At 72.3% G+C, this 22,343-nt stretch carries 16 protein-coding genes and 1 tRNA gene; 3 read left to right on the top strand and 14 right to left on the bottom strand.

The genetic code is table 11. The features are described 5' to 3' along the window. Positions 1 to 45: 45 nt before the first annotated feature. The 6 genes from ACZ4Z1_RS10645 to topA all read right to left on the bottom strand — a co-directional run bounded on the left by ACZ4Z1_RS10645 (position 46) and on the right by topA (position 9,889). Positions 46 to 119: transfer RNA gene (locus tag ACZ4Z1_RS10645), tRNA-Thr, on the bottom strand. A gap of 60 nt (positions 120 to 179) precedes the next feature. After that, positions 180 to 1,781: an alpha/beta hydrolase gene (locus ACZ4Z1_RS10640; RefSeq protein WP_468486191.1), complete on the bottom strand. Its 1,602-nt coding sequence runs from the start codon at positions 1,779 to 1,781 to the stop codon at positions 180 to 182. 231 nt (positions 1,782 to 2,012) lie between these two features. Further along, entirely contained in the window at positions 2,013 to 3,242 is a 1,230-nt protein-coding gene (locus ACZ4Z1_RS10635) for a DNA polymerase III subunit delta' (RefSeq protein ID WP_468486190.1), read from the bottom strand. A gap of 238 nt (positions 3,243 to 3,480) precedes the next feature. Then, positions 3,481 to 6,732 carry a dTMP kinase gene (gene tmk, locus ACZ4Z1_RS10630; protein WP_468486189.1) on the bottom strand — a complete coding sequence of 1,084 codons (3,252 nt, stop codon included), beginning with the start codon at positions 6,730 to 6,732 and terminating at the stop codon, positions 3,481 to 3,483. Positions 6,733 to 6,795: 63 nt separating this feature from the next. Then, positions 6,796 to 7,056 (bottom strand): type II toxin-antitoxin system RelE family toxin, encoded by a 261-nt coding sequence (locus tag ACZ4Z1_RS10625; RefSeq protein ID WP_468486188.1) that lies wholly within the window; start codon positions 7,054 to 7,056, stop codon positions 6,796 to 6,798. A gap of 10 nt (positions 7,057 to 7,066) precedes the next feature. After that, positions 7,067 to 9,889: a type I DNA topoisomerase gene (gene topA / locus ACZ4Z1_RS10620; protein ID WP_468486187.1), complete on the bottom strand. Its 2,823-nt coding sequence runs from the start codon at positions 9,887 to 9,889 to the stop codon at positions 7,067 to 7,069. A 552-nt stretch (positions 9,890 to 10,441) separates the two neighbouring features. Between topA and ACZ4Z1_RS10615 the strand changes: the two genes are divergently transcribed. Beyond that, on the top strand, positions 10,442 to 10,852 hold the full coding sequence (locus ACZ4Z1_RS10615) for a DUF2752 domain-containing protein (RefSeq protein WP_468486186.1): 411 nt from the start codon (positions 10,442 to 10,444) through the stop codon (positions 10,850 to 10,852). A gap of 78 nt (positions 10,853 to 10,930) precedes the next feature. On the opposite strand, the gene ACZ4Z1_RS10610 is transcribed toward ACZ4Z1_RS10615, so the two are convergent. The 7 genes from ACZ4Z1_RS10610 to bldG form a co-directional block, all read right to left on the bottom strand. Further along, positions 10,931 to 11,332: a hypothetical protein gene (locus ACZ4Z1_RS10610; RefSeq protein WP_468486185.1), complete on the bottom strand. Its 402-nt coding sequence runs from the start codon at positions 11,330 to 11,332 to the stop codon at positions 10,931 to 10,933. Between the two features lie 203 nt (positions 11,333 to 11,535). After that, positions 11,536 to 11,733, bottom strand: a complete 198-nt coding sequence (locus ACZ4Z1_RS10605; RefSeq protein WP_468486184.1) for a hypothetical protein — start codon at positions 11,731 to 11,733, stop codon at positions 11,536 to 11,538. A 193-nt stretch (positions 11,734 to 11,926) separates the two neighbouring features. Then, on the bottom strand, positions 11,927 to 13,501 hold the full coding sequence (locus tag ACZ4Z1_RS10600; RefSeq protein WP_468486183.1) for a DUF7059 domain-containing protein: 1,575 nt from the start codon (positions 13,499 to 13,501) through the stop codon (positions 11,927 to 11,929). 156 nt (positions 13,502 to 13,657) lie between these two features. Further along, on the bottom strand, positions 13,658 to 14,239 hold the full coding sequence (locus ACZ4Z1_RS10595) for a small secreted protein (RefSeq protein ID WP_468486182.1): 582 nt from the start codon (positions 14,237 to 14,239) through the stop codon (positions 13,658 to 13,660). 204 nt (positions 14,240 to 14,443) lie between these two features. Further along, positions 14,444 to 16,840, bottom strand: a complete 2,397-nt coding sequence (locus ACZ4Z1_RS10590; RefSeq protein ID WP_468486181.1) for a sodium-translocating pyrophosphatase — start codon at positions 16,838 to 16,840, stop codon at positions 14,444 to 14,446. Between the two features lie 1,087 nt (positions 16,841 to 17,927). Continuing rightward, the gene (locus ACZ4Z1_RS10585; RefSeq protein ID WP_468486180.1) at positions 17,928 to 18,401 is read right to left on the bottom strand and encodes an ATP-binding protein; all 474 of its coding nucleotides are present in this window, start codon (positions 18,399 to 18,401) and stop codon (positions 17,928 to 17,930) included. Positions 18,402 to 18,509: 108 nt separating this feature from the next. Next, entirely contained in the window at positions 18,510 to 18,851 is a 342-nt protein-coding gene (gene bldG, locus ACZ4Z1_RS10580; RefSeq protein ID WP_004571875.1) for an anti-sigma factor antagonist BldG, read from the bottom strand. A gap of 55 nt (positions 18,852 to 18,906) precedes the next feature. Between bldG and ACZ4Z1_RS10575 the strand changes: the two genes are divergently transcribed. Continuing rightward, on the top strand, positions 18,907 to 21,354 hold the full coding sequence (locus tag ACZ4Z1_RS10575; RefSeq protein WP_468486179.1) for a DEAD/DEAH box helicase: 2,448 nt from the start codon (positions 18,907 to 18,909) through the stop codon (positions 21,352 to 21,354). Between the two features lie 33 nt (positions 21,355 to 21,387). Next, positions 21,388 to 21,924 carry a hypothetical protein gene (locus ACZ4Z1_RS10570; protein ID WP_468486178.1) on the top strand — a complete coding sequence of 179 codons (537 nt, stop codon included), beginning with the start codon at positions 21,388 to 21,390 and terminating at the stop codon, positions 21,922 to 21,924. 84 nt (positions 21,925 to 22,008) lie between these two features. Here the strand turns inward: ACZ4Z1_RS10570 and ACZ4Z1_RS10565 are convergent, their stop codons facing one another. Next, on the bottom strand, positions 22,009 to 22,341 hold the full coding sequence (locus ACZ4Z1_RS10565; protein WP_468486177.1) for a cupin domain-containing protein: 333 nt from the start codon (positions 22,339 to 22,341) through the stop codon (positions 22,009 to 22,011). Positions 22,342 to 22,343 lie beyond the last annotated feature (2 nt).

Raw genomic sequence — 22,343 nt, 5'->3', positions numbered from 1 at the left:
AGAAAACCCCAGCCCAGACCAGGTCTGAGCTGGGGTTCCCAACTGAGCCGCCTAAGGGAATCGAACCCTTGACCTACGCATTACGAGTGCGTCGCTCTGGCCGACTGAGCTAAGGCGGCGTGGTGCGGAGCCCAGTCTACACATCGGATGGGGGTGGTCCGAACCGGGTTCGGGTGGGGTCAGGGGCAGTGCTTGTCGGGGGGTGGGGGTGTGGCTTCCAGGAGGTAGGTGTTGATGGCGGTGTCGGTGCAGTCGCTGCCGCGGCCGTAGGCGGTGTGGCCGTCGCCCTCGTAGGTGAGCAGGGTGGCGGAGGAGAGCTGGGAGGCGAGAGAGCGGGCCCAGGGGTAGGGGGTGGCCGGGTCGCGGGTGGTGCCTACGACCAGGATCGGGGCGGCGCCGTCGGCGGTGATGCGGTGGGGTTCGCCGGTGGGCTTGACCGGCCAGTACGCGCAGTTCAGGGCGGCCCAGGCGAAGCTTTCACCGAAGACCGGAGAGGCCTTGCGGAAGGCGGGCAGGGCGGCGCGTACCTCGTCGGGGCCGGAGAAGGAGCCGGGGAGGTCGAGGCAGTTCACGGCGGGGTTGGCGAACATCTGGTTGGCGTACGTGCCGTCAGGGTCGCGTTCGTAGTAGGAGTCGGAGAGGGCGAGCAGGCCGCGGCCGTCGCCCTTCTGGGCCTGGGCGAGGTATTCGCGCAGGACCGGCCAGGCGCCCTCGTCGTACATGGCGGCCGTCACGCCGCTGGTGGCGAGGGATTCGGTGAGGGTGCGGGAGCTGCCCGTGGGGGCGGGGTGGGCGTCGAGTTTTTTGAAGAGGGCGGAAAGGTGGCGGCCTGCTTCTTCGGGGCCGGAGGTGCCCAGCGGGCAGTTGCGCTGCTTGGCGCAGTCCTTGGCGAATGCGGTGAAGGCGGTGTTGAAGCCGGCGGTCTGGTCGCGGTTCATCGTGCGGGCGGGCAGGGAGGGGTCCATGGCGCCGTCGAGGACGAGGCGGCCGACGCGGGAGGGGAAGAGGCCGGCGTATGTGGCACCGAGGAGGGTGCCGTAGGAGGCGCCTACGTATGTGAGCTTGTCGTCGCCGAGGACGGCTCGCAGGACGTCCATGTCGCGTGCCGATTCGGCGGTTGAGACGTGGCCGAGGCGGGCGCCGGAGCGGGAGCGGCAGCCTTGGGCGAAGGTACGCATGGCCGTGGTGAGGCGGTCGACCTCGGCGTCGTCGTCGGGGGTCTGGTCGACGCGGGTGTAGTCGTCCATCTGGGCATTGGACAGGCAGGTGACCGGTTCGCTGCGGGCCACGCCGCGCGGGTCCATGCCGACCATGTCGTAGCGGGCCCGGACCGCTTCGGGCTGGGGCGCGTACTGCTGGAGGTAGTCGATCGCCGAGCCGCCGGGGCCGCCCGGGTTGACCATGAGGGAGCCGAGGCGGCTGCCCGGGCCGGTGGCTTTTTTGCGGGAGACGGCCAGTTTCAGGTCGGTGGCGGTGCTGGGGTGCGCGTAGTCGAGGGGGGCCTTCATCGTCGTGCATTCGAAGCCGACGATGCCGCACTCGCGCCAGGTGAGTTTTTGGTCGTAGTACGGGCGCAGGGCCGGGGGGATGGCGGTGGGGAGGGGCTTGAGCAGGGCCGTCGCCGCGTCGGGGACTGCGCCGGCGGAGCCCGTACGGCCGTTCGTCGGCTGCCCGGAGGCCGCGGCGCCGCGTGACGGGCTGCCCGTGGAGCAGCCGGAGACGAACAGTGCGGTGGCCGTCAGGACGGTACCGGCGGTGCGGAGCAGGCGGCTGGTGGCCATGGGCGGTCCCTCGGTCCCTGAGTCGTCGCAGCAGCAGTAGCAGGAGCAGGAGTAGGGGTGGGAGCAGGAGCGGGCGGGAGCAGGAGCGGTAGGTGGCTGTGGCGGTGGCCCTTGGCGGTGGCGGTCGACTGGCGGCCGTGGACGGAGAGTATCCGGGTCGGGACGGTCCGTGGGGGTGAGTGGGTGCGCTCGTATGGGTGAGGGGCGGAAGAGGGAAGGGGGCCGGCGGGCTCAGCCCTTGCGGAGGGCGACTGTCATCGCTTCGACCGCCAGGAGAGGGGCCACGTTGCGGTCGAGGGCCTGGCGGCAGGCGATGACGGCTTCTATCCGGCGCAGCGTGCGCTCCGGGGTGGAGGAGGCGGCGATACGCCGGATGCTGTCGCGGACCTCGTCGTTGGCGAGCGGGACCGTGGCGTTCAGCTGGACGGCGAGGACGTCGCGGTAGAAGCCGGTGAGGTCGGTCAGGGCGAGGTCGAGGCTGTCGCGCTGGGTGCGGGTGGAGCGGCGCTTCTGCTTGTCCTGGAGCTCCTTCATGGCGCCTGCCGTGCCGCGCGGCAGGCGGCCGCCCGTGCCGGCGGCGGCGCCGAGGGCGGCGCGCAGCTCTTCGGTCTCCTTGGAGTCGACGTCCTCCGCGACCTGCTTGGCGTCCTCCGTCGCGGCGTCGATCAGTTCTTGGGCGCCCTTGAGGCAGCCGCCGATGTCGTCGACGCGCAGGGGGAGTTTCAGCACGGCGTCGCGGCGGGCGCGGGCCCGTTCGTCGGTGGCCAGGCGGCGGGCCCGGCCGATGTGCCCCTGGGTGGCGCGGGCGGCGGCCGCGGCGGCGTCGGGGTCGATGCCGTCCCGGCGTACGAGGACGTCGGCGACGGCGGCGACCGGCGGCGTACGCAGGGTCACGTGCCGGCAGCGGGAGCGGATGGTGGGCAGGACGTCCTCGATGGAGGGGGCGCACAGCAGCCAGACCGTACGGGGGGCGGGCTCCTCGACGGCCTTGAGAAGTACGTTGCCCGCGCCTTCGGTGAGGCGGTCGGCGTCCTCCAGGACGATGACCTGCCAGCGGCCGCCGGACGGGGACATGGAGGAGCGGCGGACCAGGTCGCGGGTCTCCTTCACGCCGATCGAGAGCAGGTCCGTACGGACGACCTCGACGTCGGCGTGGGTGCCCACCAGACTCGTGTGGCAGCCGTCGCAGAAGCCGCAGCCGGGGGCGCCGCCGAGCGCGCGGTCCGGGCTGACGCACTGGAGGGCGGCGGCGAAGGCGCGCGCGGCGGTGGAGCGGCCGGAGCCGGGCGGGCCGGTGAACAGCCAGGCGTGCGTCATTTTCGACGTGCCGGACTGCGCTATCGGGTCGGCGCCGTTCGCGGCCGCGCCCTCTGCGGTGACCAGCGCGTCCGCGTCGCGTGCGGCAGCGGCCAGCTGCTCCGTCAGACGTTCCTGCCCGACCACGTCGTCCCACACAGCCATCTCGCTGCCCGCCGTTCCTGTCCGTCCTGCCCGTGCCGTCGCGCCACCCGCGCGACGCCCGTTCTCCCCTGCTGTCGTTCCGCGCCCCGCGCTCGTTCCATTGTGGGGCCTGCCGCTGACAGCCGGTGCCGGAGGGCGGGAAGGCGGGAAGGCGGAAAGGGGTGAGCCCCTGGCAGCTGACTTTCGACCGCTGCCAGGGGCTCATCCCGTGCGCGTACGCGTCACCGGTCCGCCGGTCTCACCCCCGGCGCCCCCGCCGGCCGCGTCCCCGCTGCTCGTCCTCGTCCTCGCGCGGGCCGAGCAGTTCGTCGGCCAGTGTCGGGAGGTCGTCCAGCGGGGTCTCCTCCGCCCACTCGGGGCGGCGGCGCGGTGCGGGCTCGACCGGTTCGCCGGTGGCCGGGTCGATCTGCGGGAGTTCCCTGGTCCGTTCCACACCCGGGACACCGGACGCACCCGACGCCCCGGCCCGCGGGTCCGTACGGGCGTCGTGCCGCTCCGTAGGGACGTCGTTCTCCTTCCGGAACATCCACGCCGGTACGCGGTCCGCCGGGTCGTCCCCGCGCCGCGCCTCCTCGCGTTCCTGCCAGCTGTACCCCGCCTCGGGCCGTACGGGCGGCAGCACCGCGGTCTCGTCGGAGGCTCCCGGGGTCTGCCGGTGCTGCGGCAGGACGGTGGTCTCCTCCGCGTCGGGGGAGGGCGCCGGCTCCGTACGCCCGCGCCGCTCCAGCCCCGCCATCGGCGTCTCCGTCGTGGGTGCCTCCGCGGCCTCCGCCGCCCGCGCCGCGTCTTCCTCGGCCCTGCGCGCGGCCTCGGCCTCCTCCTTGGCCCGGGCTTCCGCATCGGCCTTGGCCTTGGCCTCCGCTTCGGCCGCGGCTGCCAGCCGGGCCTGCTCGGCGCGCAGCAGTGCCTCTTCGGCCTTGCGCTGCTTCTCCAGGCGGCGTTCCTCGGCCTCCTTGCGCAGGCGTGCCTCTTCCTCGGCCTGCTTGCGCAGCCGTTCCTGCTCGGCCTGCCGGGCGCGCTCCTCGGCCTCGCGCCGCTGGCGCTCCTCCTCGGCGGCCCGGCAGGCCTCCTCGGCGCGCTTGCGGGCTTCCTCGGCCTGGCGGGCGGCCTCGCGGGCCTTGGCCTCTTCGATCTCGCGGCGCTTGCGCTCTTCCTCCTCGGCGCGGAGCTTGGCGATCTGCTCCTGCCGTTCGCGCTCCTTGCGCTCCTCCTCGGCCTTGCGCGCGGCCTCTTCCTCGGCCTTGCGCCGGGCCTCCTCCTCGGCCGCCTTGCGAGCCTCCTCCTGGGCCTTGACCTCGGCCTCGGACAGCGGCAGCACCTGGTCGAGGCGGTGGCGTACGACGGTGGTGACGGCCTCCGGCTCCTGGCCGGCGTCCACGACCAGGTAGCGCGCCGGGTCGGCGGCGGCCAGGGTCAGGAAGCCGGAGCGGACGCGCTGGTGGAACTCGGCGGGCTCGGACTCCATTCGGTCCGGGGCCTCGGTGAAGCGCTCGCGGGCGGTCTCCGGGGAGACGTCGAGGAGGACGGTCAGGTGCGGTACGAGGCCGTCGGTGGCCCAGCGGGAGATGCGGGCGATCTCGGTGGGGGCGAGGTTGCGGCCCGCGCCCTGGTAGGCGACGGAGGAGTCGATGTACCGGTCGGTGATGACGACGGCGCCGCGCTCCAGGGCGGGGCGGATCACGCTGTTGACGTGCTCGGCGCGGTCGGCGGCGAACATCAGTGCCTCGGCGCGGTCGGACAGGCCCGAGGTGGACACGTCCAGGATGATCGAGCGCAGCCGCTTGCCGATGGCGGTGGCGCCCGGCTCGCGGGTCACCACGACCTCGTGGCCCTTGCCGCGGATCCACGCTGCGAGCGCCTCGACCTGCGTCGACTTGCCGGCGCCGTCGCCGCCCTCCAGGGCGATGAAGAAGCCGGTGGGGGCCGGTGCCTGGTCCGGGTCGCCGCCGCGCAGGGCCTCGCGCAGGTCGCGTCCGAGGGGGACGCCCTGCCGGTCGTCGACCTTGCCGAGCACCCACGCGGCGACCGGCAGCAGCAGCGCGCCGGCCAGCATCAAGGTGAAGGCCGCGCCGCCGTGCGAGAAGACGTTCTTGTCGCCTGCCAGGTGGTGCGGGCCGATGGCCGCGGCCAGCAGCGGCGCGACGATGACGGCGAGCGCGACGACGAGCCGGACGACCGCGTGCAGGTGCTCGGTCATCCGGGCGGCGCGGGGCTCTTCGGTCTCCTGGTCCAGGAGCGTGTGGCCGGTGTTGGCCGCGACGCCCGCCGCCACTCCGGCGAGCAGCGTCAGCAGGACGACCGTCGTGGTGTCCGGGACCAGCCCGGCCGCCAGCAGGGCCAGGCCGGTGACGGCCACGGCGAGGGCCAGCAGGCGGCGCCGGGACAGTGCGGGCAGCACCTTGCGCGCGCCGCGGATGCCGGCGACCGGGCCGGCGCTCAGGCCGAGGACCAGCAGCCCGAAGGCGACCGGGCCGCCGCCCAGGTCGCCGGCGTGCAGGACGGCGACGGAGACGGCCGCGGCGATCGCGCCGGCCACCGCGGCGCAGGCCAGGACCAGCAGCGGTACGGCGTTCGTACGGCCGCGGTCGACGCCGGCGTCGCTCTTGGGGCGGCGCAGGCCCTCCAGGGGGGAACGCGGGCGCGGGGTCTGCGTACCGGGAAGTTCGAGGAAGTACAGGATCGAGATCGAGGCGGCGAAGAGGCCGGAGGCCACGTACGAGGCGAGCGCGGCCTGGTGGTCGGCGAACCAGCCGATGCCGTTGGCCAGCAGCTTGCCGATGAGCGCGACGACGATCAGGCCCGCGGCGGCGAGCGGCAGCGAGACGAAGGCGGTACGCAGCGACAGGCGCCGCAGCGCGTCCAGATTGTCCGGCAGCGGGCGGACGGCCGGGCCCTCGGCGCGGGAGTCCGGCCGCCCGGGCGAATCCGGGGCCGGAGCCGGGGGCGGCGCGGGCAGCAGTCCGGGCGCCGCGCTCTCCCGCGCGACGGTCCAGAAGCGCTCGGCCACGCCGACGACGAAGGCCGTCACCAGCAGCCAGATCAGCGCGCTGTCAGGGGTCCAGTCGATCCACAGCGGGGCCACGACCAGCAGCGCCAGCCGCACCCCGTCCGCACCGATCATGGTCCAGCGGCGGTCCAGCGGGCCCGACGGCGCGGTCAGTGCGGACAGCGGGCCCAGCAGTACCGCCCCGGAGAGCAGGGTGGCCAGCATCCGGACGGCGAAGACGGAGGCGACGGCGAGGGCCGCGCCCCGGTAACCGCCGCCGAAGGCCGCCAGGCCGCCGAAGGGTACGTACACCGCCGCTTGCAGCGTCAGCAGTACGAGCACCAGCAGGGCCAGGGCATCGCCGATCGCCCCGACGAACTGTGCGCTCCAGAGCCGCTTCAGTGGGGGGAAGCGGAGCAGGGCTCGCACGGCGCGCTCGCGGGAGTCCGCGACGAGGGCGCCGGATGTGGGGGTCACGACCGTAGGGAGCTCGGCACGCGTCATCCCGCCAGCCTATCGGCCGGATATGACAGGTCCAGTTTCCACCCGAACACACGGGCGGGTGGTTCAGTCCTCCAGCAGTATGTCGTCGAAGATCTCGATCACCACGATGACGAGCAGACCGTGTGCGACGACGTACTCGATGAGGACTCCCGGCGCCACCTGGGCCTTGCGGTCGTCCTCGTGCGTGCCGATGTGCGCCGTGGCCTTGTGGTACGGGTCGAGAGCGAGCTTGGCCAGCCCGCGTTCGAGCATGTCCCGCCGCTCCGGCGCCATGGCATCGGCGGTCGCCTTCGCCTCGACGGTGTAGGTGACGCGGTACGTCAAGTGCTCCCCCTCAGCTCTCCACGCCCTCCGCGGCCGCCGTCTTCTTCGCGGCCGCGGCCGTGGTCTTCTTCGCCGCGGTCGTCTTCTTGGCCGTCGTGGTCTTCTTCGCGGCCGTCGTCTTCTTGGCGGCCGTCTTCTTCGCCGGGGCCTTCTTGGCGGTCTTCTTCTTCGCCGGGCCCTTGGCGCGCTTCTCCGCGAGCAGCTCGTACCCGCGCTCCGGCGTGATCGTCTCGACGTCGTCGTCCCGCCGCAGCGTCGCGTTGGTCTCGCCGTCGGTGACGTACGGGCCGAAGCGGCCGTCCTTGACGACCACCGGGCGCTCGCTGACCGGGTCGGTGCCCAGCTCCTTCAGCGGCGGCTTGGCGGCGGCGCGGCCGCGCTGCTTGGGCTGCGCGTAGATGGCGAGGGCCTGCTCCAGCGTGATGTTGAAGATCTGGTCCTCGCTCTCCAGGGAGCGCGAGTCGGTGCCCTTCTTCAGGTACGGGCCGTAGCGGCCGTTCTGCGCGGTGATCTCGACGCCCTCGGGGTCCTTGCCGACGACGCGCGGCAGCGACATCAGCTTCAGGGCGTCGGCGAGGGTGACGGTGTCCAGGGACATCGACTTGAAGAGCGAGGCGGTGCGCGGCTTGACCGCGTTCTTGCCGGTCTTCGGGGTTCCCTCGGGCAGGATCTCGGTGACGTACGGGCCGTAGCGGCCGTCCTTGGCGACGATCTGGTTGCCGCTGTCCGGGTCCATGCCCAGCTCGAAGTCGCCGCTCGGCTTGGCGAGCAGTTCCTCCGCGTACTCGACGGTCAGCTCGTCGGGCGCCAGGTCCTCCGGCACGTCGGCGCGCTGGTGGCCCTCGGCGTCCTTCTCACCGCGCTCCACGTACGGGCCGTAGCGGCCGACGCGCAGCATGATGCCGTCGCCGACCGGGAAGGAGGAGATCTCGCGGGCGTCGATGGCACCGAGGTCGGTGACCAGTTCCTTCAGGCCGCCGAGGTGGTCGCCGTCGCCGTTGCCGGCCTCGGAGGCGGCGCCGGCCGCCTCGCCCTCGCCGAAGTAGAAGCGGCGCAGCCACGGCACGGACTGGGCCTCGCCGCGCGCGATGCGGTCGAGGTCGTCCTCCATCTTGGCGGTGAAGTCGTAGTCGACGAGGCGCCCGAAGTGCTTCTCCAGGAGGTTGACCACGGCGAAGCTCAGGAAGGACGGCACCAGGGCGGTGCCCTTCTTGAAGACGTAGCCGCGGTCCAGGATCGTGCCGATGATCGACGCATAGGTCGACGGGCGGCCGATCTCGCGCTCTTCCAGCTCCTTGACCAGCGTGGCTTCGGTGTAGCGGGCCGGGGGCTTGGTGGCGTGGCCGTCCGCGGTGATCTCCTGCGCGGTCAGCGGGTCGCCCTCGGCGACCTGCGGCAGGCGCCGCTCGCGGTCGTCCAGCTCGGCGTTCGGGTCGTCGGCGCCTTCCACGTACGCCTTGAGGAAGCCGTGGAAGGTGATGGTCTTGCCGGAGGCGCTGAACTCGGCGTTCCGGCCGTCCGAGGCCCGGCCGCCGATCTTGACGGTGACCGAGTTGCCGGTCGCGTCCTTCATCTGGGAGGCGACGGTCCGCTTCCAGATCAGCTCGTACAGCTTGAACTGGTCACCGGTCAGGCCGGTCTCCGCCGGGGTGCGGAAACGATCACCCGAAGGCCGGATCGCCTCGTGCGCCTCCTGCGCGTTCTTGACCTTGCCGGCGTACGAGCGCGGCTTGTCCGGCAGGTACGAGGCGCCGTACAGCTGCGTCACCTGGGCGCGGGCCGCGGAGATCGCGGTGTCCGAGAGCGTCGTGGAGTCCGTACGCATATAGGTGATGAAGCCGTTCTCGTACAGCTTCTGCGCCACCTGCATGGTGGACTTCGCGCCGAAGCCCAGCTTGCGGCTGGCCTCCTGCTGGAGCGTGGTCGTACGGAACGGGGCGTACGGGGAGCGGCGGTACGGCTTGGACTCGACCGAGCGGACCGCGAAGTCGGTGTGCTCCAGGGCGGCGGCCAGCGCGCGGGCGCCGGCCTCGTCCAGGTGCAGGACGTCGCTGTTCTTCAGCTGCCCGTTGGCGCCGAAGTCACGGCCCTGGGCGACGCGGCGGCCGTCGACCGTGGACAGGCGCGCGGCCAGGGTCGCGGGGTCGCTCGGGTCACCGGCCCGGCCGGTCGAGAACGTGCCGGTCAGGTCCCAGTACTCGGCGGAGCGGAAGGCGATGCGCTCGCGCTCCCGCTCGACGACGAGGCGGGTGGCCACCGACTGCACACGGCCGGCCGACAGCCGCGGCATGACCTTCTTCCACAGGACCGGCGAGACCTCGTAGCCGTACAGGCGGTCGAGGATGCGGCGGGTCTCCTGGGCGTCGACCAGCTTCTGGTTCAGCTCGCGCGGGTTGGCGACGGCGGCGCGGATCGCGTCCTTGGTGATCTCGTGGAAGACCATCCGGTGGACCGGGACCTTGGGCTTGAGGATCTCCTGGAGGTGCCAGGCGATGGCCTCGCCCTCGCGGTCCTCATCGGTGGCGAGGAAGAGTTCGTCGGACTCGGCCAGCAGCTCCTTGAGCTTCTTGACCTGGTCCTTCTTGTCGCTGTTGACGACGTAGATCGGCTGGAAGTCGGCGTCGACGTTCACGCCGAGACGGGCCCAGGGCTCGCCCTTGTACTTCGCCGGGACCTCGGCCGCGCCGTTCGGGAGGTCGCGGATGTGCCCGACGCTGGCCTCGACCACGTAGCCAGGGCCGAGATAGCCCTTGATCGTCTTCGCCTTGGCAGGCGACTCGACGATGACGAGTCGGCGGCCGCCGCCCTGTGCGGTCTCGCTGGTCGGGGACAACTTCGCTCTTCTCTCCGGTCGACGCTGGGGGTAACCCCCCGGGCCGGAGCTCTGGGGGACACTGCGGTGACGCTTGACGCTGCGGAGTGTGACGGTACATCCCGCCCTCGTGTCAAACGGAAAAACCCCGCAACGCCACTCGAACGGTAACCCGACTACATGCCTTCATGCCGCCCGGACCGGACACGGGCCGGTGACCGGCCCCGGTGTGTTCCCGGCCCGCGGCGGGCCGGGACGGCACTGCGGGGCTTCCGGCCTGCGGGCCGCGACGACCGGCTGGACGGTGGCCGTATCCGTTCTCACCCCGTACTGTCCCCTCTCGACCGGGCTCTCTCACCAGGTGCCGCCGATCTGGCCGGGGGCGAGGCGGGAAGTGGCTGTTGTTGTGGCTGATGTGTCGGCTGGAGTGGCTGTTGCGGGGCGTTACGGGCGTTACGGGACGGGGGCGACCGCCCGGGCAGCGCCATGTTTGTCTGTTTGTCCTGAATCAGGGCAACTACGCCAGGTCGTCGGCGCCGGGGCCCGGAGCGGTGAGCGCGCTGTGAGCACCCGGTGAGCGCCCCCTCCTCCCCCGCCGCCATACGGAACGCGACGCTGCGCCGCGCGGCGGTCGCCGTCGGCGCCGGAGCCCTCGGCACGGTCTACCTGTGGCACACCAATCCCCATGAACCGGGGCATGTCCTGCTGCCGTGCCCGTTCCGCTGGGCGACCGGGCTGCTGTGCCCGGCGTGCGGCGGGACACGGATGGCGTACGACCTGATGCACGGCGACCTGGTGGCGGCCTTCCACGACAACGCCGTCCTGCTGGCCCTGGGCGTACCGGCCGCCGCGTACATGACCGGACGGTGGCTGTACGCGGGACTGCGCGGGCGCCGGTTCCGGGCCCGCCTCGGGGCGCGCGGCAACGCCGTCGCCCTCGGCATCGCCGCCGTCTGGATGCTGGTGCGCAATCTCACGGGCTGAAACCGGCCGCCGGGCGCGCCGCGGGGGAAGCGGCGCGCCCGGCGTACCGTGCGTATCGGCGGTGTCCTGGAGCCTGCCTCAGCGCACCGTGACGGTGATCACCGGCGAGACCGCGCCGCCGCCGGCGATGCGCAGCTGGTTGACGCCCTTGATGCCCAGCTTCACGCGGAGCGAGTAGGCGCCGGTCTTGTTGACGTTCACGCTCGCCGGCAGCGAGACCCACTTGGCGCCCTGCTTCTGCTGGACGGTGACCTTGGTGCCGGCCTTCAGGCCCTTGGAGGTGCCGGAGATGCGGAACTCCTGCCACGCCTTGACCGAGCCGGTGCTCGCCTTGGCGGTGAGCGTGGCCTTCTGCGGCGCCTTGGCGGTGACGGAGTGGGCGGCCGGGGCCGCGGGTGCGGCGGAGGCGGCAGCCGCGGTTCCGGCTACGAGTGCGGCGCTGAGAACACCTGCGGCGGCGAGGCGGTATGCACGGTTCATTGCGTGTTCCTCCCTATTGGGGCCGGTTGATGGCCTTCACACAGGAACACGGGCACATGGCCGTGTCGGTTGCCTCACACCTGCATAAGATTTTTTCAGGCGCCGGAAGTGAACACCGGTGACCAGCAATGCAGTTGATCACGCAACGAAAAGGCCGGCGCGCGGACGGCAGCACCCGTGCCGGTGACCGGCCGGCCCCGCCGCTACACCGGCAGCAGCAGCCAGCACCCCGTCCCCAGGAACAGCACTCCGAACAACAGCGCCAGCGCCGCACCGGACGACCGGCCCACCCCGTCGGCGACCGGTTCCCCGGCCCGTACGCACACGCCCGTCCACACCAGCAGGCCGGCGCCGAACAGCGCGAAGGCCACCCCGGCGAACGCTTCGGGACCACTCTCCATGCACGCAGCGTGGCACGCCGGGGCGGCGCGGCGGCGAACTGCGGATGAATGCCGCCCGTCCGGCCGCCGGGACCGCCCAGCCGCCGCCAGGACCACCCGGCCGCCGGGACCGCCCGATCACGTCCCTCGCATCGCCCCCGTATCCCCGCCCCCTCGTTCCCCCGCGCACCCGCCCCCGTCTTCCGCCCGGCTCTCAGCCCTTCCCGGCCGGCACCGGCTCCAGGAAGCCCTGCTCGACCAGCGTCCGGATCGCGTCCGGCGTACGGTCGCGCAGCAACACCGGATCCTCGCCGACCAGTTGCGCGATCGCGTCGAGGATCCGCCCGGCGGGCAGCGAGCCGTCGCAGACCCCGGCGAAGCCCGCGCCGACCGTGTCCACCTTCGTGGCGCGCCGCATGCCGCGGTTCTGCCGCAGCACCACGTGCTCCGGGTCCTCGGCGCCGGGCAGCCCGACCTGCTCCTGCACGACCTCGTCGGCGAGCCGGAAGTGCCCCGCGAGAAGCGCCGCGTCGTCCGTCGCGCGCAGGTAGTCCTGGCGTTCGAAGTGGGCGACGACCGCGGTGCCCAGCGGCTGTTCGACCGGGTGCGGCCACTCCTCGATCGTGATCGACGGGTCCTCCGCGCCGGACTTGCGCAGCGTGATCCACCCGAAGCCGACGGCCTTGGTCTTACGGGCCTCGAACTCCTCCAGCCAGGCGTCGTAGCGCGCCGCGTACTCCTCGGAACTCGTACGGTGGTCGCCGGCGTCGCGCAGCCACAGCTCGGCGTACTGCGTCACGTCCTGGACCTCGCGCTGCACGATCCACGCGTCGCAGCCGCGCGGCACCCACGAGCGCAGCCGGTCGCGCCAGTCCTCGCCCTCGACGTGCTGCCAGTTGGCGAGGAGCTGGCAGTACCCGCCGTCGTTCAGGTGGTCCGCCGCCTGCTGGACGATCGTGCGGCACAGGTCGTCGCCGCCCATGCCGCCGTCCCGGTAGGTCAGCCGGGCGCCCGGGGAGATCACGAAGGGCGGGTTGGAGACGATCAGGTCGTAAGACTCCGCGCCGCGCTCCGCCGGGCCTCCCGCGCCCACCGGTTCGAACAGCGAGCCCTCCCGCAGGTCGGCGGCGGGCGCGCCGGACAGGGCCAGTGTGAGCGCGGCGATCCGCAGCGCCCGCGGGTTCAGGTCCGTGGCCGTGACCTCCGTCGCGTACACGGAGGCGTGCAGCGCCTGGATGCCGGAGCCGGTGCCGAGGTCCAGGGCCTTGGCGACGGGGGCGCGGACCGTGATGCCGGCGAGCGTCGTGGACGCGCCGCCGACACCCAGCACCAGCTGCGCGCGGTCCACACCCGCGGCCTCCTCGGCGGCCCGGATGCCGCCCGCGCCGCCGACCGCGCAGCCCAGGTCGGAGACGATCCACCAGTCCTGGCCGTCAGGGCCGCTGTACGGGCGCACGTCCACGCTCGCCCGGACCTCGTCGCCGTCGCGCACCAGCCAGCCGTCGGCGAGGCAGTCGGCCACCGGCAGCGCGGCGGCGGCCCGGTCGTACGGCACCGGGCGCTGGAGCAGGAACAGCCGCACCAGGAGGGGCAGCGGTCCGCCGCCCCGGGTCGCCCGGAGCGCCGGGACGGTCTCGCTGCGGGCCAGCGCGGCGTAGGCGGGCGCGCCGAGCAGCTCCAGCAGGCCGTCGGCGGTGAAGCCGGCGGTCAGCAGCGCCGCGCGCAGCCGGGCGGTGCGGGCGGCGGAGTCGGGGTCTCGAAGGTCAGCGGTGGGGAGGTGCGTACTCACGCTCCCATTGTCAGGCCAACCACTGACAAACGGCCACGGCCCGGCCGCGCCCCGGCCACCGGGTCACGCCCGACGGCGTGTCGGACGCGGTCCCCGCCGCACCTGACGGCGTGTCGGCCGCGCCCGGCGCCCGGGGCCGCCGCCACGCCGCCGCGGCTACTTCTTCGGGGAAGCCGACCCGCCGCCCTCGGTCGCCTTCTGGTTCTGGCAGCCGGACTGCCCGGCCATCGCCTTGCCGACGTCGCCGGACTCCAGCTTCTTGAACGCCTGTTCGCTCTTCTTGTTGAGCTTGTTGATGCCGTCGGACAGCGACCGCAGACCGTCCGCGAACTTGCCCTTGTCTCCGGTGTCCAGGCCGTCGACCTGCTTCTTGAGGTCGGCGTAGCCCTTGGACAGGTCGTTCAGCTCCTTGACCGCGTTCTTCTGGGACTCCTCGCCGCCGTCGGCGGGCGGCGCGCCCGCCTGGTCGAGGGACTTCGCCAGCGACGCGTAGGCGCCGGAGATCTGCTGGAACGCCTTGGAATCGGCCTCCTGGACCTTCTTGGAGTCGGTGCCGCCGCTGTCGGCCGTCTGCATGGACGTGTTGGCGTCCTGGATCTTCTTGAACTGGGCCTGGGCGGGGTCGCAGAACTTCTTGGCCCAGTCGTCGAGCTTTTTGTTGCCGTCGTCGCTGCAGCCGGTCAGCGCGAGCATCAGTGCCGCGCCGCCGGACAGCGCGGCCACAAGCGTCTTCTTCACCGGATCGGTCCCTTCCATGGCTCTCGGCCCCGGAACATACACGTCCGAAGGCCCCCGGCCATGAGCCGGTCGGTCCGTACGACCCGCATTGCAGCCATTTGCACCAAGCCCCGTGACGCGGCCGGGCGCACAGCAGGGCGGGCGGACGGCGCGCTCAATGCACGCCTTCCGCCCGCCCGTTGAGCGGCGCGAACGCCCCGCCCCCTAGGAGACCACCGCCGGGTCGGCGGTCTGCGCCACCTTCCCCGAGTTGTTGTCTTCGTCACCCATCGCGATGCCGCGTCGCTTGGAGACGTACACCGCGCCGACGATGACCGCGATGGCCAGGGCGGCGACCACGATCCGTACGCCGGTGCTCTTGTCCGCGCCGTAGCTGAACTTCACGACGGCGGGCGCGATCAGCAGCGCCACCAGGTTCATGACCTTCAGCAGCGGGTTGATCGCGGGGCCCGCGGTGTCCTTGAACGGGTCGCCGACCGTGTCGCCGATGACGGTCGCGGCGTGCGCCTCACTGCCCTTGCCGCCGTGATGGCCGTCCTCGACCAGCTTCTTCGCGTTGTCCCAGGCGCCGCCGGAGTTGGCGAGGAAGACCGCCATCAGGGTGCCGGTGCCGATGGCGCCCGCCAGGAACGAGCCGAGCGCGCCGACACCGAGCGAGAAGCCGACGGCGATCGGCGTGAGCACCGCCAGCAGGCCGGGCGTGGCCAGCTCGCGCAGCGCGTCCTTGGTGCAGATGTCCACGACACGTCCGTACTCCGGCTGCTCCGTGTAGTCCATGATCCCGGGCTTCTCACGGAACTGCCGCCGCACCTCGAAGACGACCGAGCCGGCCGACCGGGACACCGCGTTGATCGCCAGCCCCGAGAAGAGGAAGACGACGGAGGCGCCCAGCACCAGGCCGACCAGGTTGTTCGGCTGCGAGATGTCCAGGCTCAGGCCCATGCCGCGGGCGGCGTCGCCGACGTCCCGTACGGCCGTGGCGATCGCGTCCCGGTACGAGCCGAACAGCGCGGCCGCGGCCAGGACGGCCGTGGCGATGGCGATGCCCTTGGTGATGGCCTTGGTGGTGTTGCCGACGGCGTCGAGGTCGGTGAGGACCTGCGCGCCGTCGCCGGTGACGTCACCGGACATCTCGGCGATGCCCTGGGCGTTGTCGGAGACCGGGCCGAAGGTGTCCATCGCGACGATGACGCCGACGGTGGTCAGCAGGCCGGTGCCGGCCAGCGCCACCGCGAACAGCGCCAGCATGATGGACGTGCCGCCCAGCAGGAACGCGCCGTACACGGACAGGGCGATCAGCACCGCGGAGTAGACCGCGGACTCCAGACCGATGGAGATGCCGGAGAGGATCACGGTCGCCGGGCCGGTCAGCGAGGTCTTGCCGATGTCCCGTACGGGCCGCCGGCTGGTCTCCGTGAAGTAGCCGGTGAGCTGCTGGATGAGCGCGGCCAGCACGATGCCGATGGCGACCGCCACCAGCGCCAGCGTCCGCGGGTCACCGCCGTGGGCCAGGATCGCGGGGTCCGTGACGCCGGTCAGGCCGGCGTAGGAGGACGGCAGGTACGTGTAGACGGCGACGGCCACGAGGACCAGCGAGATGGCCGCGGAGATGAAGAAGCCGCGGTTGATGGCGGTCATGCCGCTGCGGTCGGAGCGCCGGGGCGCCACGACGAAGATGCCGATCATGGCCGTGATCACACCGATGGCCGGGACCAGCAGCGGGAAGGCCAGGCCCGAGTCGCCGAAGGCGGCCATGCCCAGGATGAGGGCGGCGACCAGCGTCACGGCGTACGACTCGAAGAGGTCGGCGGCCATGCCCGCGCAGTCACCGACGTTGTCGCCCACGTTGTCCGCGATGGTCGCGGCGTTGCGCGGGTCGTCCTCGGGGATGCCCTGCTCGACCTTGCCGACGAGGTCGGCGCCGACGTCCGCGGCCTTGGTGAAGATGCCGCCGCCGACCCGCATGAACATCGCGATCAGCGCGGCGCCGAGGCCGAAGCCCTCCAGGACCTTGGGGGCGTCGACCGCGTAGACGAGCACCACACAGGACGCGCCGAGCAGGCCGAGCCCCACGGTGAACATGCCGACGACGCCACCCGTACGGAAAGCGATCTTCATGGCCTTGTGCGAGACGGCCGTGAGATCCTTTTTCGGCTCGCCCTCGGCCGGTGTGGCTTCCCGGGCCGCGGCCGCGACGCGCACATTGCTGCGCACCGCCAGCCACATCCCGATATAGCCGGTGGCTGCCGAGAAACCGGCGCCGATCAAGAAGAAGACGCTGCGCCCGGCGCGCTGCGTCCAGTTGTCCGCGGGGAGCAGCATGAGCAGGAAGAACACCACCACGGCGAAAACGCCGAGGGTGCGCATCTGCCGGGCGAGATAGGCATTTGCGCCTTCCTGCACGGCTGCGGCGATCTTCTTCATGCCGTCGGTTCCCTCACCGGCGGCGAGCACTTGCCGCACCAGCACCGCCGCGACGGCCAGTGCCGCGAGCGCCACGACGGCGATCACCAGCACCATGCCGCGGTTGCCCGACGTCAGCGATGGCTCGGCCAGGTAAGAGGGATGTTCCAGCAACTGAGGGGTGTAAGGCCCCGCCATTCGTCCTCCTTGACGTTTGGCACATGGGCGCGCGGATGCACGCTCAGGCGTCCTGAGCAAAGTTGTGGACGGATTGTAGGTAGCGGCACCAGATCAAAACAGGGCGCCTCAAAGGGAATTCGCCGGTGGCGGCCGAGATCGTTCGAAGAACGGACGGAGATCGGACAGAGATCAGGCGAACAAGCAGCGAAGATCGAAAATAGCGGGACCGTAGCCACGCTGCCGCAATTTCGCCTGGACGAATGAATGCGAATAATGAGCTGACAACTGAATGATGATCTAAGGGTCCTACCTGACGGCCCTGCTCAAGGGGGTGCGGAGCGCCGCCGGGCCGGGCGCGGACAAGGCGGCGGGCCCGGACCGCCACGAGGGCGCGGGCCGGCGCGAGAGCCCGCTCGGCCGCCCGGCGGGGCGCCGGCGGCGCCTGGGGAGGGCGTGCGCCGCGACGGCCTGCGACGGACGCCGGGCGGCGCGGACACCCGTACCGCCACGGAAGTACGCGGTCCGGTACGGGCCGTACAGCTCCGGGACGGCGGCGGGCCGTACGCCCTGTACGGCCCGGTGGGGAGGCGGAGGGGATGGTGGCGCGGTGAGGTGTGGGCGGGGTGGGCCGCGGGCACCCGGATGGGTTCGGGGGGCGCCGGCGGGCTTCGAGACGCGTGGTGGGGCGGGGTGTGCCGATGTGGCCTGAAGAGGGGGGGTACAGGGCTCGGGCGCGGCCGGGACGGGCCCCGGCCGTGGAGGCGCTTCCGGAGGCGCTCGAAAGAGGTGCGGGGCGTACGGCCGAATGGTGGGGGCGCCCGGGAGAGCCCGGTGCCGGCAGCGGGCGGGCACAGCTGCGGCGGCGGCAGCGCCGAAGCGTCGGTGCGTCCCGGCAGTACACCGGTAGTTCGGGGGCAGTACGGAGGCAGAGGGAACGTCACGGCGGGACGCGCTCAGGCGTGCGTCACACGTACGAGGCCGACGGGCGTCACGGCAGTGCTATCGGCTCAGGCGGGCGTCACAGCAGTACAAGGGCGGGCGGGCGACGGCACGGCGGCACAGGGGCAGGCGACCGTCACGACAGCAGCACAGGGCCGGGCGACCGTCACGGCAGTACCGGCGCCGGTGTCGTCGGCCAGCTCATGCGGATGACGCCGCCGGTCTCGCCGGAGGTCACCTCGACGTCGTCGACCAGCCCGCTGATGACCGCGAGCCCCATCTCGTCGTCGCTCTCCGCCGCGTCGCCGTTGTCCGAGGCGGGGCCGCCGGGCAGCGGTTCCCCGTCGAGGCCGCGTACGCCGGGCACCGCACCGGCACCGGCCGGGCTGCCCGGGACCTCGTCGCCCACCTCGATGGAGAACTTCTTCTCGTCCTCGACCAGGGCGACCCGCACCGGGGCCGAGATGTTGTTGGTGCGGTGCAGCCCCACCGCACGGGTGCACGCCTCACCGACGGCGAGCCGGACCTCGTCCAGCACGGCCTCGTCCACGCCGGCCCGCCGCGCCACGGCAGCCGCGACCAGACGCGCGGTGCGGACGTGCTCGGGAAGGGCGCTGAAGCGGAGTTCGACGGTGGTCATGCCATCCCCCTCGGTATGCGGGCGTGCAACGCAGGGGGCCGGACCGCCAAGCCCGGTTCCCCCCACTGCTTCCAACCCCCGCGCCGCGGCGCGGGGACCGGCAAACCGTCAGTCGGTGGCTGCGACGGCTTCGTCGACCGAGGTGTGAATCGGGAACACCTTGGTCAGTCCGGTGATACGGAAGATCTTCAAAATGCGCTCCTGGTTGCAGACCAGGCGCAGCGAGCCCTCGTGGGCACGCACCCGCTTGAGCCCGCCGACCAGCACGCCGAGCCCCGTGGAGTCCAGGAAGTCGACACGCTCCATGTCCACCACGAGGTGGTAGCTTCCGTCGTTCACGAGCTCGACCAGCTGCTCCCGCAGCTTGGGCGCGGTGTATACATCAATCTCGCCACCGACCTCGACGACCGTACGGTCGCCAACGGTCCGGGTCGACAGGGACAGGTCCACGGATCCTCCAGCACCTTGCTATCGAGCGGTCGCCCCCCATGGATCGGCAGCCGCGATGGCATTCAATCACTTACCAGCAGGCGTGCACGACGCCTTGTGCGCATTGTCCGTCACACCGGTGACACACTCGGTGCCGATGGCCTCCAATCAGCTGCCCCCGGACGGGGGCACCAGCCCCTCCCCGCGCACGGTCCTGGACCGTCTCACCCAGGGGGCGTCCCGCGCTACGCGCATCACTCATACGGAGCACTTGCCCCCGCGCATCGGCAGCCATGCGGAATGGCCCGCACGGATCCGTCCGGAGGTGGTGGAAGCCGTGCGCGCCGCCGGGATCGAGCGGCCTTGGGCCCATCAGGCCCGTACGGCGGAGCATGCCCTGCGGGGCGAATCGGTCGTCATCGCCACCGGTACGGCGTCGGGAAAATCACTCGCCTACCTGGTCCCCGTGCTGTCCGGGCTTCTTGACGGCTCGGAGGCACCGAACGGGCGCGGCGCCACCGCCCTGTACCTCGCGCCCACCAAGGCGCTCGCCGCCGATCAACGGCGCGCCGTCGGTGAACTCGCGGCGCCGCTCGGTACCGCGGTACGGCCGGCCGTGTATGACGGCGACACGCCGGTCGAAGAACGCGAATGGGTGCGCCAGTACGGCAATTACGTCCTGACCAACCCCGACATGCTCCACCTGGGCATCCTCCCGGCCCACCCGCGCTGGTCCGCCTTCCTGCGCGCCCTGCGCTACGTCGTCATCGACGAGTGCCACTCCTACCGCGGCGTCTTCGGCTCCCACGTCGCCCAGGTCGTACGCCGCCTCCGGCGTGTCTGTGCCCGGTACGGCTCCGAGCCGGTCTTCCTGCTGGCCTCGGCCACCGCCGCCGAACCGGCACAGGCGGCCGAGCGGCTGACCGGGCTGCCCGTGGCCGAAGTGACGGAGGACACGTCGCCGCGCGGCGAGGTGGTCTTCGCCCTGTGGGAGCCGCCGCTGACGGAGCTGCACGGCGAGCAGGGCGCGCCCGTCCGCCGTACCGCCACCGCCGAGACCGCCGACCTGCTGACCGACCTCGCCCTCCAGGACGTGCGCACCCTCGCCTTCGTACGGTCGCGGCGCGGCGCCGAGCTGATCGCCCTGATCGCGCAGGAGCGGCTGGGGGCGGTCGAACGGTCCCGGGCCCGCCGGGTGGCCGCGTACCGGGGCGGCTATCTGCCCGAGGAGCGGCGTGCCCTGGAGCGTGCCCTGCACACCGGCGACCTGCTCGGACTGGCCGCCACCACCGCCCTGGAACTGGGCGTGGACGTCTCCGGACTCGACGCCGTACTGATCGCCGGATACCCGGGCACCCGCGCCTCCCTGTGGCAGCAGGCCGGCCGCGCGGGACGCGCCGGGCAGGGTGCGCTCGCCGTCCTCGTCGCCCGCGACGACCCGCTGGACACCTATCTCGTCCACCACCCCGAGGCGCTCTTCGACCAACCCGTCGAGTCCACCGTCCTGGACCCTGACAACCCGTACGTGCTCGCCCCGCACCTGTGCGCGGCCGCCGCTGAACTCCCGCTGACCGAGGAGGACTTCGCGCTGTTCGGCCCGGCCACCCCAGGGCTCCTGCCCTCCCTGGAGGCGCGCAAGCTGCTGCGCCGCCGCGCCAAGGCGTGGCACTGGACCCGTCGCGAGCGGGCCGCCGACCTCGCCGACATCCGGGGGCAGGGCGGCTCGCCCGTACAGGTCGTGGAGGCGGGCACCGGCCGTCTGCTGGGCACGGTGGACGCTGCCGCCGCGCACACCACCGTCCACGACGGCGCCGTCCACCTCCACCAAGGCCGTACGTACGTGGTCGAACACCTCGACCTGGAGGACGACGTGGCTCTGGTCGAGGAGGCCGACCCGCCGTATTCGACGACCGCGCGCGACACCACCGCCATCGCCGTCCTGGAGACCGAGACGGAGATCGCCTGGGGCGACGCACGCCTGTGCTTCGGTTCGGTCGAGGTCACCAACCAGGTCGTCTCCTATCTGCGCCGACGGCTCATCACCGGCGAGGTGCTGGGCGAGACCAAGCTGGACCTGCCACCCCGTACGCTGCGCACCCGGGCCGTGTGGTGGACCGTCACCGAGGACCAGCTCGACGCGGCCCGGGTCAACCCCGAGCAGCTCGGCGGCGCCCTGCACGCCGCGGAGCACGCCTCGATCGGCCTGCTGCCGCTGTTCGCCACCTGCGACCGCTGGGACATCGGCGGCGTGTCCCTCCCCCTGCATCCCGACACCCTCCTTCCCACCGTCTTCGTGTACGACGGGCACCCGGGCGGCGCGGGCTTCGCCGAACGCGCCTTCCACACCGCCCCCGAGTGGCTGGCCGCCACCCGCCAGGCCATCGCCTCCTGCGAGTGCGAGGCCGGCTGCCCGTCCTGCATCCAGTCCCCCAAGTGCGGCAACGGCAACGACCCCCTCCACAAACGAGGCGCCGTACGGCTCCTGACCGAACTCCTCAAGAACGCGCCCACGCCGCCTTCCTGAGCGCCTGATACCTGAAACCTGCTGGACCGACTGATGACCACCTTCTTCTGTGCCAAATGCAGCATCGAGCTCACGTCCGACCTGCGGCGGCTGCCTGCCGTACCCGACGTGTCGACGCACGACAAGGACCGCGACAAGAAGACCGGGCTGGCCCCTTCCACCGTGCCGCCGGGCCACTACGCGATCGATCCCCAGCCGTGGGGCGCGCCCTTCGAGCCCGCCGGCCCCGGGGGCAGCCGCGTCGAGGACGACCGTGCCCTGCTCATGCCTCCCGGCATGGAGGGCATGGTCTCCGCCGGCCCCCGGAACACGGTGATCGTCCACCCGGACGACACACCTGCCCTCCGCCAGGCCGCCGTCCCCGCCGACCACCACGGCTGCTGCGGCCCGTTGGGCACGGGCGGCCGCAACATGGCGTGCGCCTGCGGAGCACTCGTCGCCACCCTCACGGCCGACTGCATGGGCCCGTACGAGCTGCACCTGGATCCGCTGCGTGTGTACGGCTACGACGAGACGGCGGCCGGCGCACCGACCGAGGCGCCGTCCGGAGCCCCGCCCGGGCCAACCTGACGCGCTGCGTCGACCCCACCCGGGACCCCACCCGGAGCCCCGTGCGGAACAGCCTGACGCTCTCTCACCGCCCCCTTCGGCTCGTCATGCCTCCTCGCCACCTCCCTCCTCCTCGGCCTCCCTCGCTTCGAGGATGACCAGCGTGCCCCGGCTCCCCGCACGGACCGCGTGGGCCACTCCCGCCGGGACCAGATACATCTCGCCCGGCCCCACCGAGACGTCCGCACCGCCCACCGTCAGTTCCAGCCTCCCGTCGACCACGAACAGCGCCTCGGCCGTCCCGTGGGCCTCCTCCTCTCCCGCCGACTCGTCCATCCGCAGCACCTTCACGCAGGCCGCGCCCACCTTCCCCAGGGGGCGGGAACTCCACGCTTCCGGCAGGGCGGCCGCCGTTTCCCGTACGTCGATCACACTCATGA

It is taken from the genome of Streptomyces sp. NPDC030165 (genome assembly GCF_055573595.1).
The sequence above is the reverse complement of the archived record's forward strand: the minus strand, read 5'-3'. Positions and strand labels throughout refer to the sequence as shown.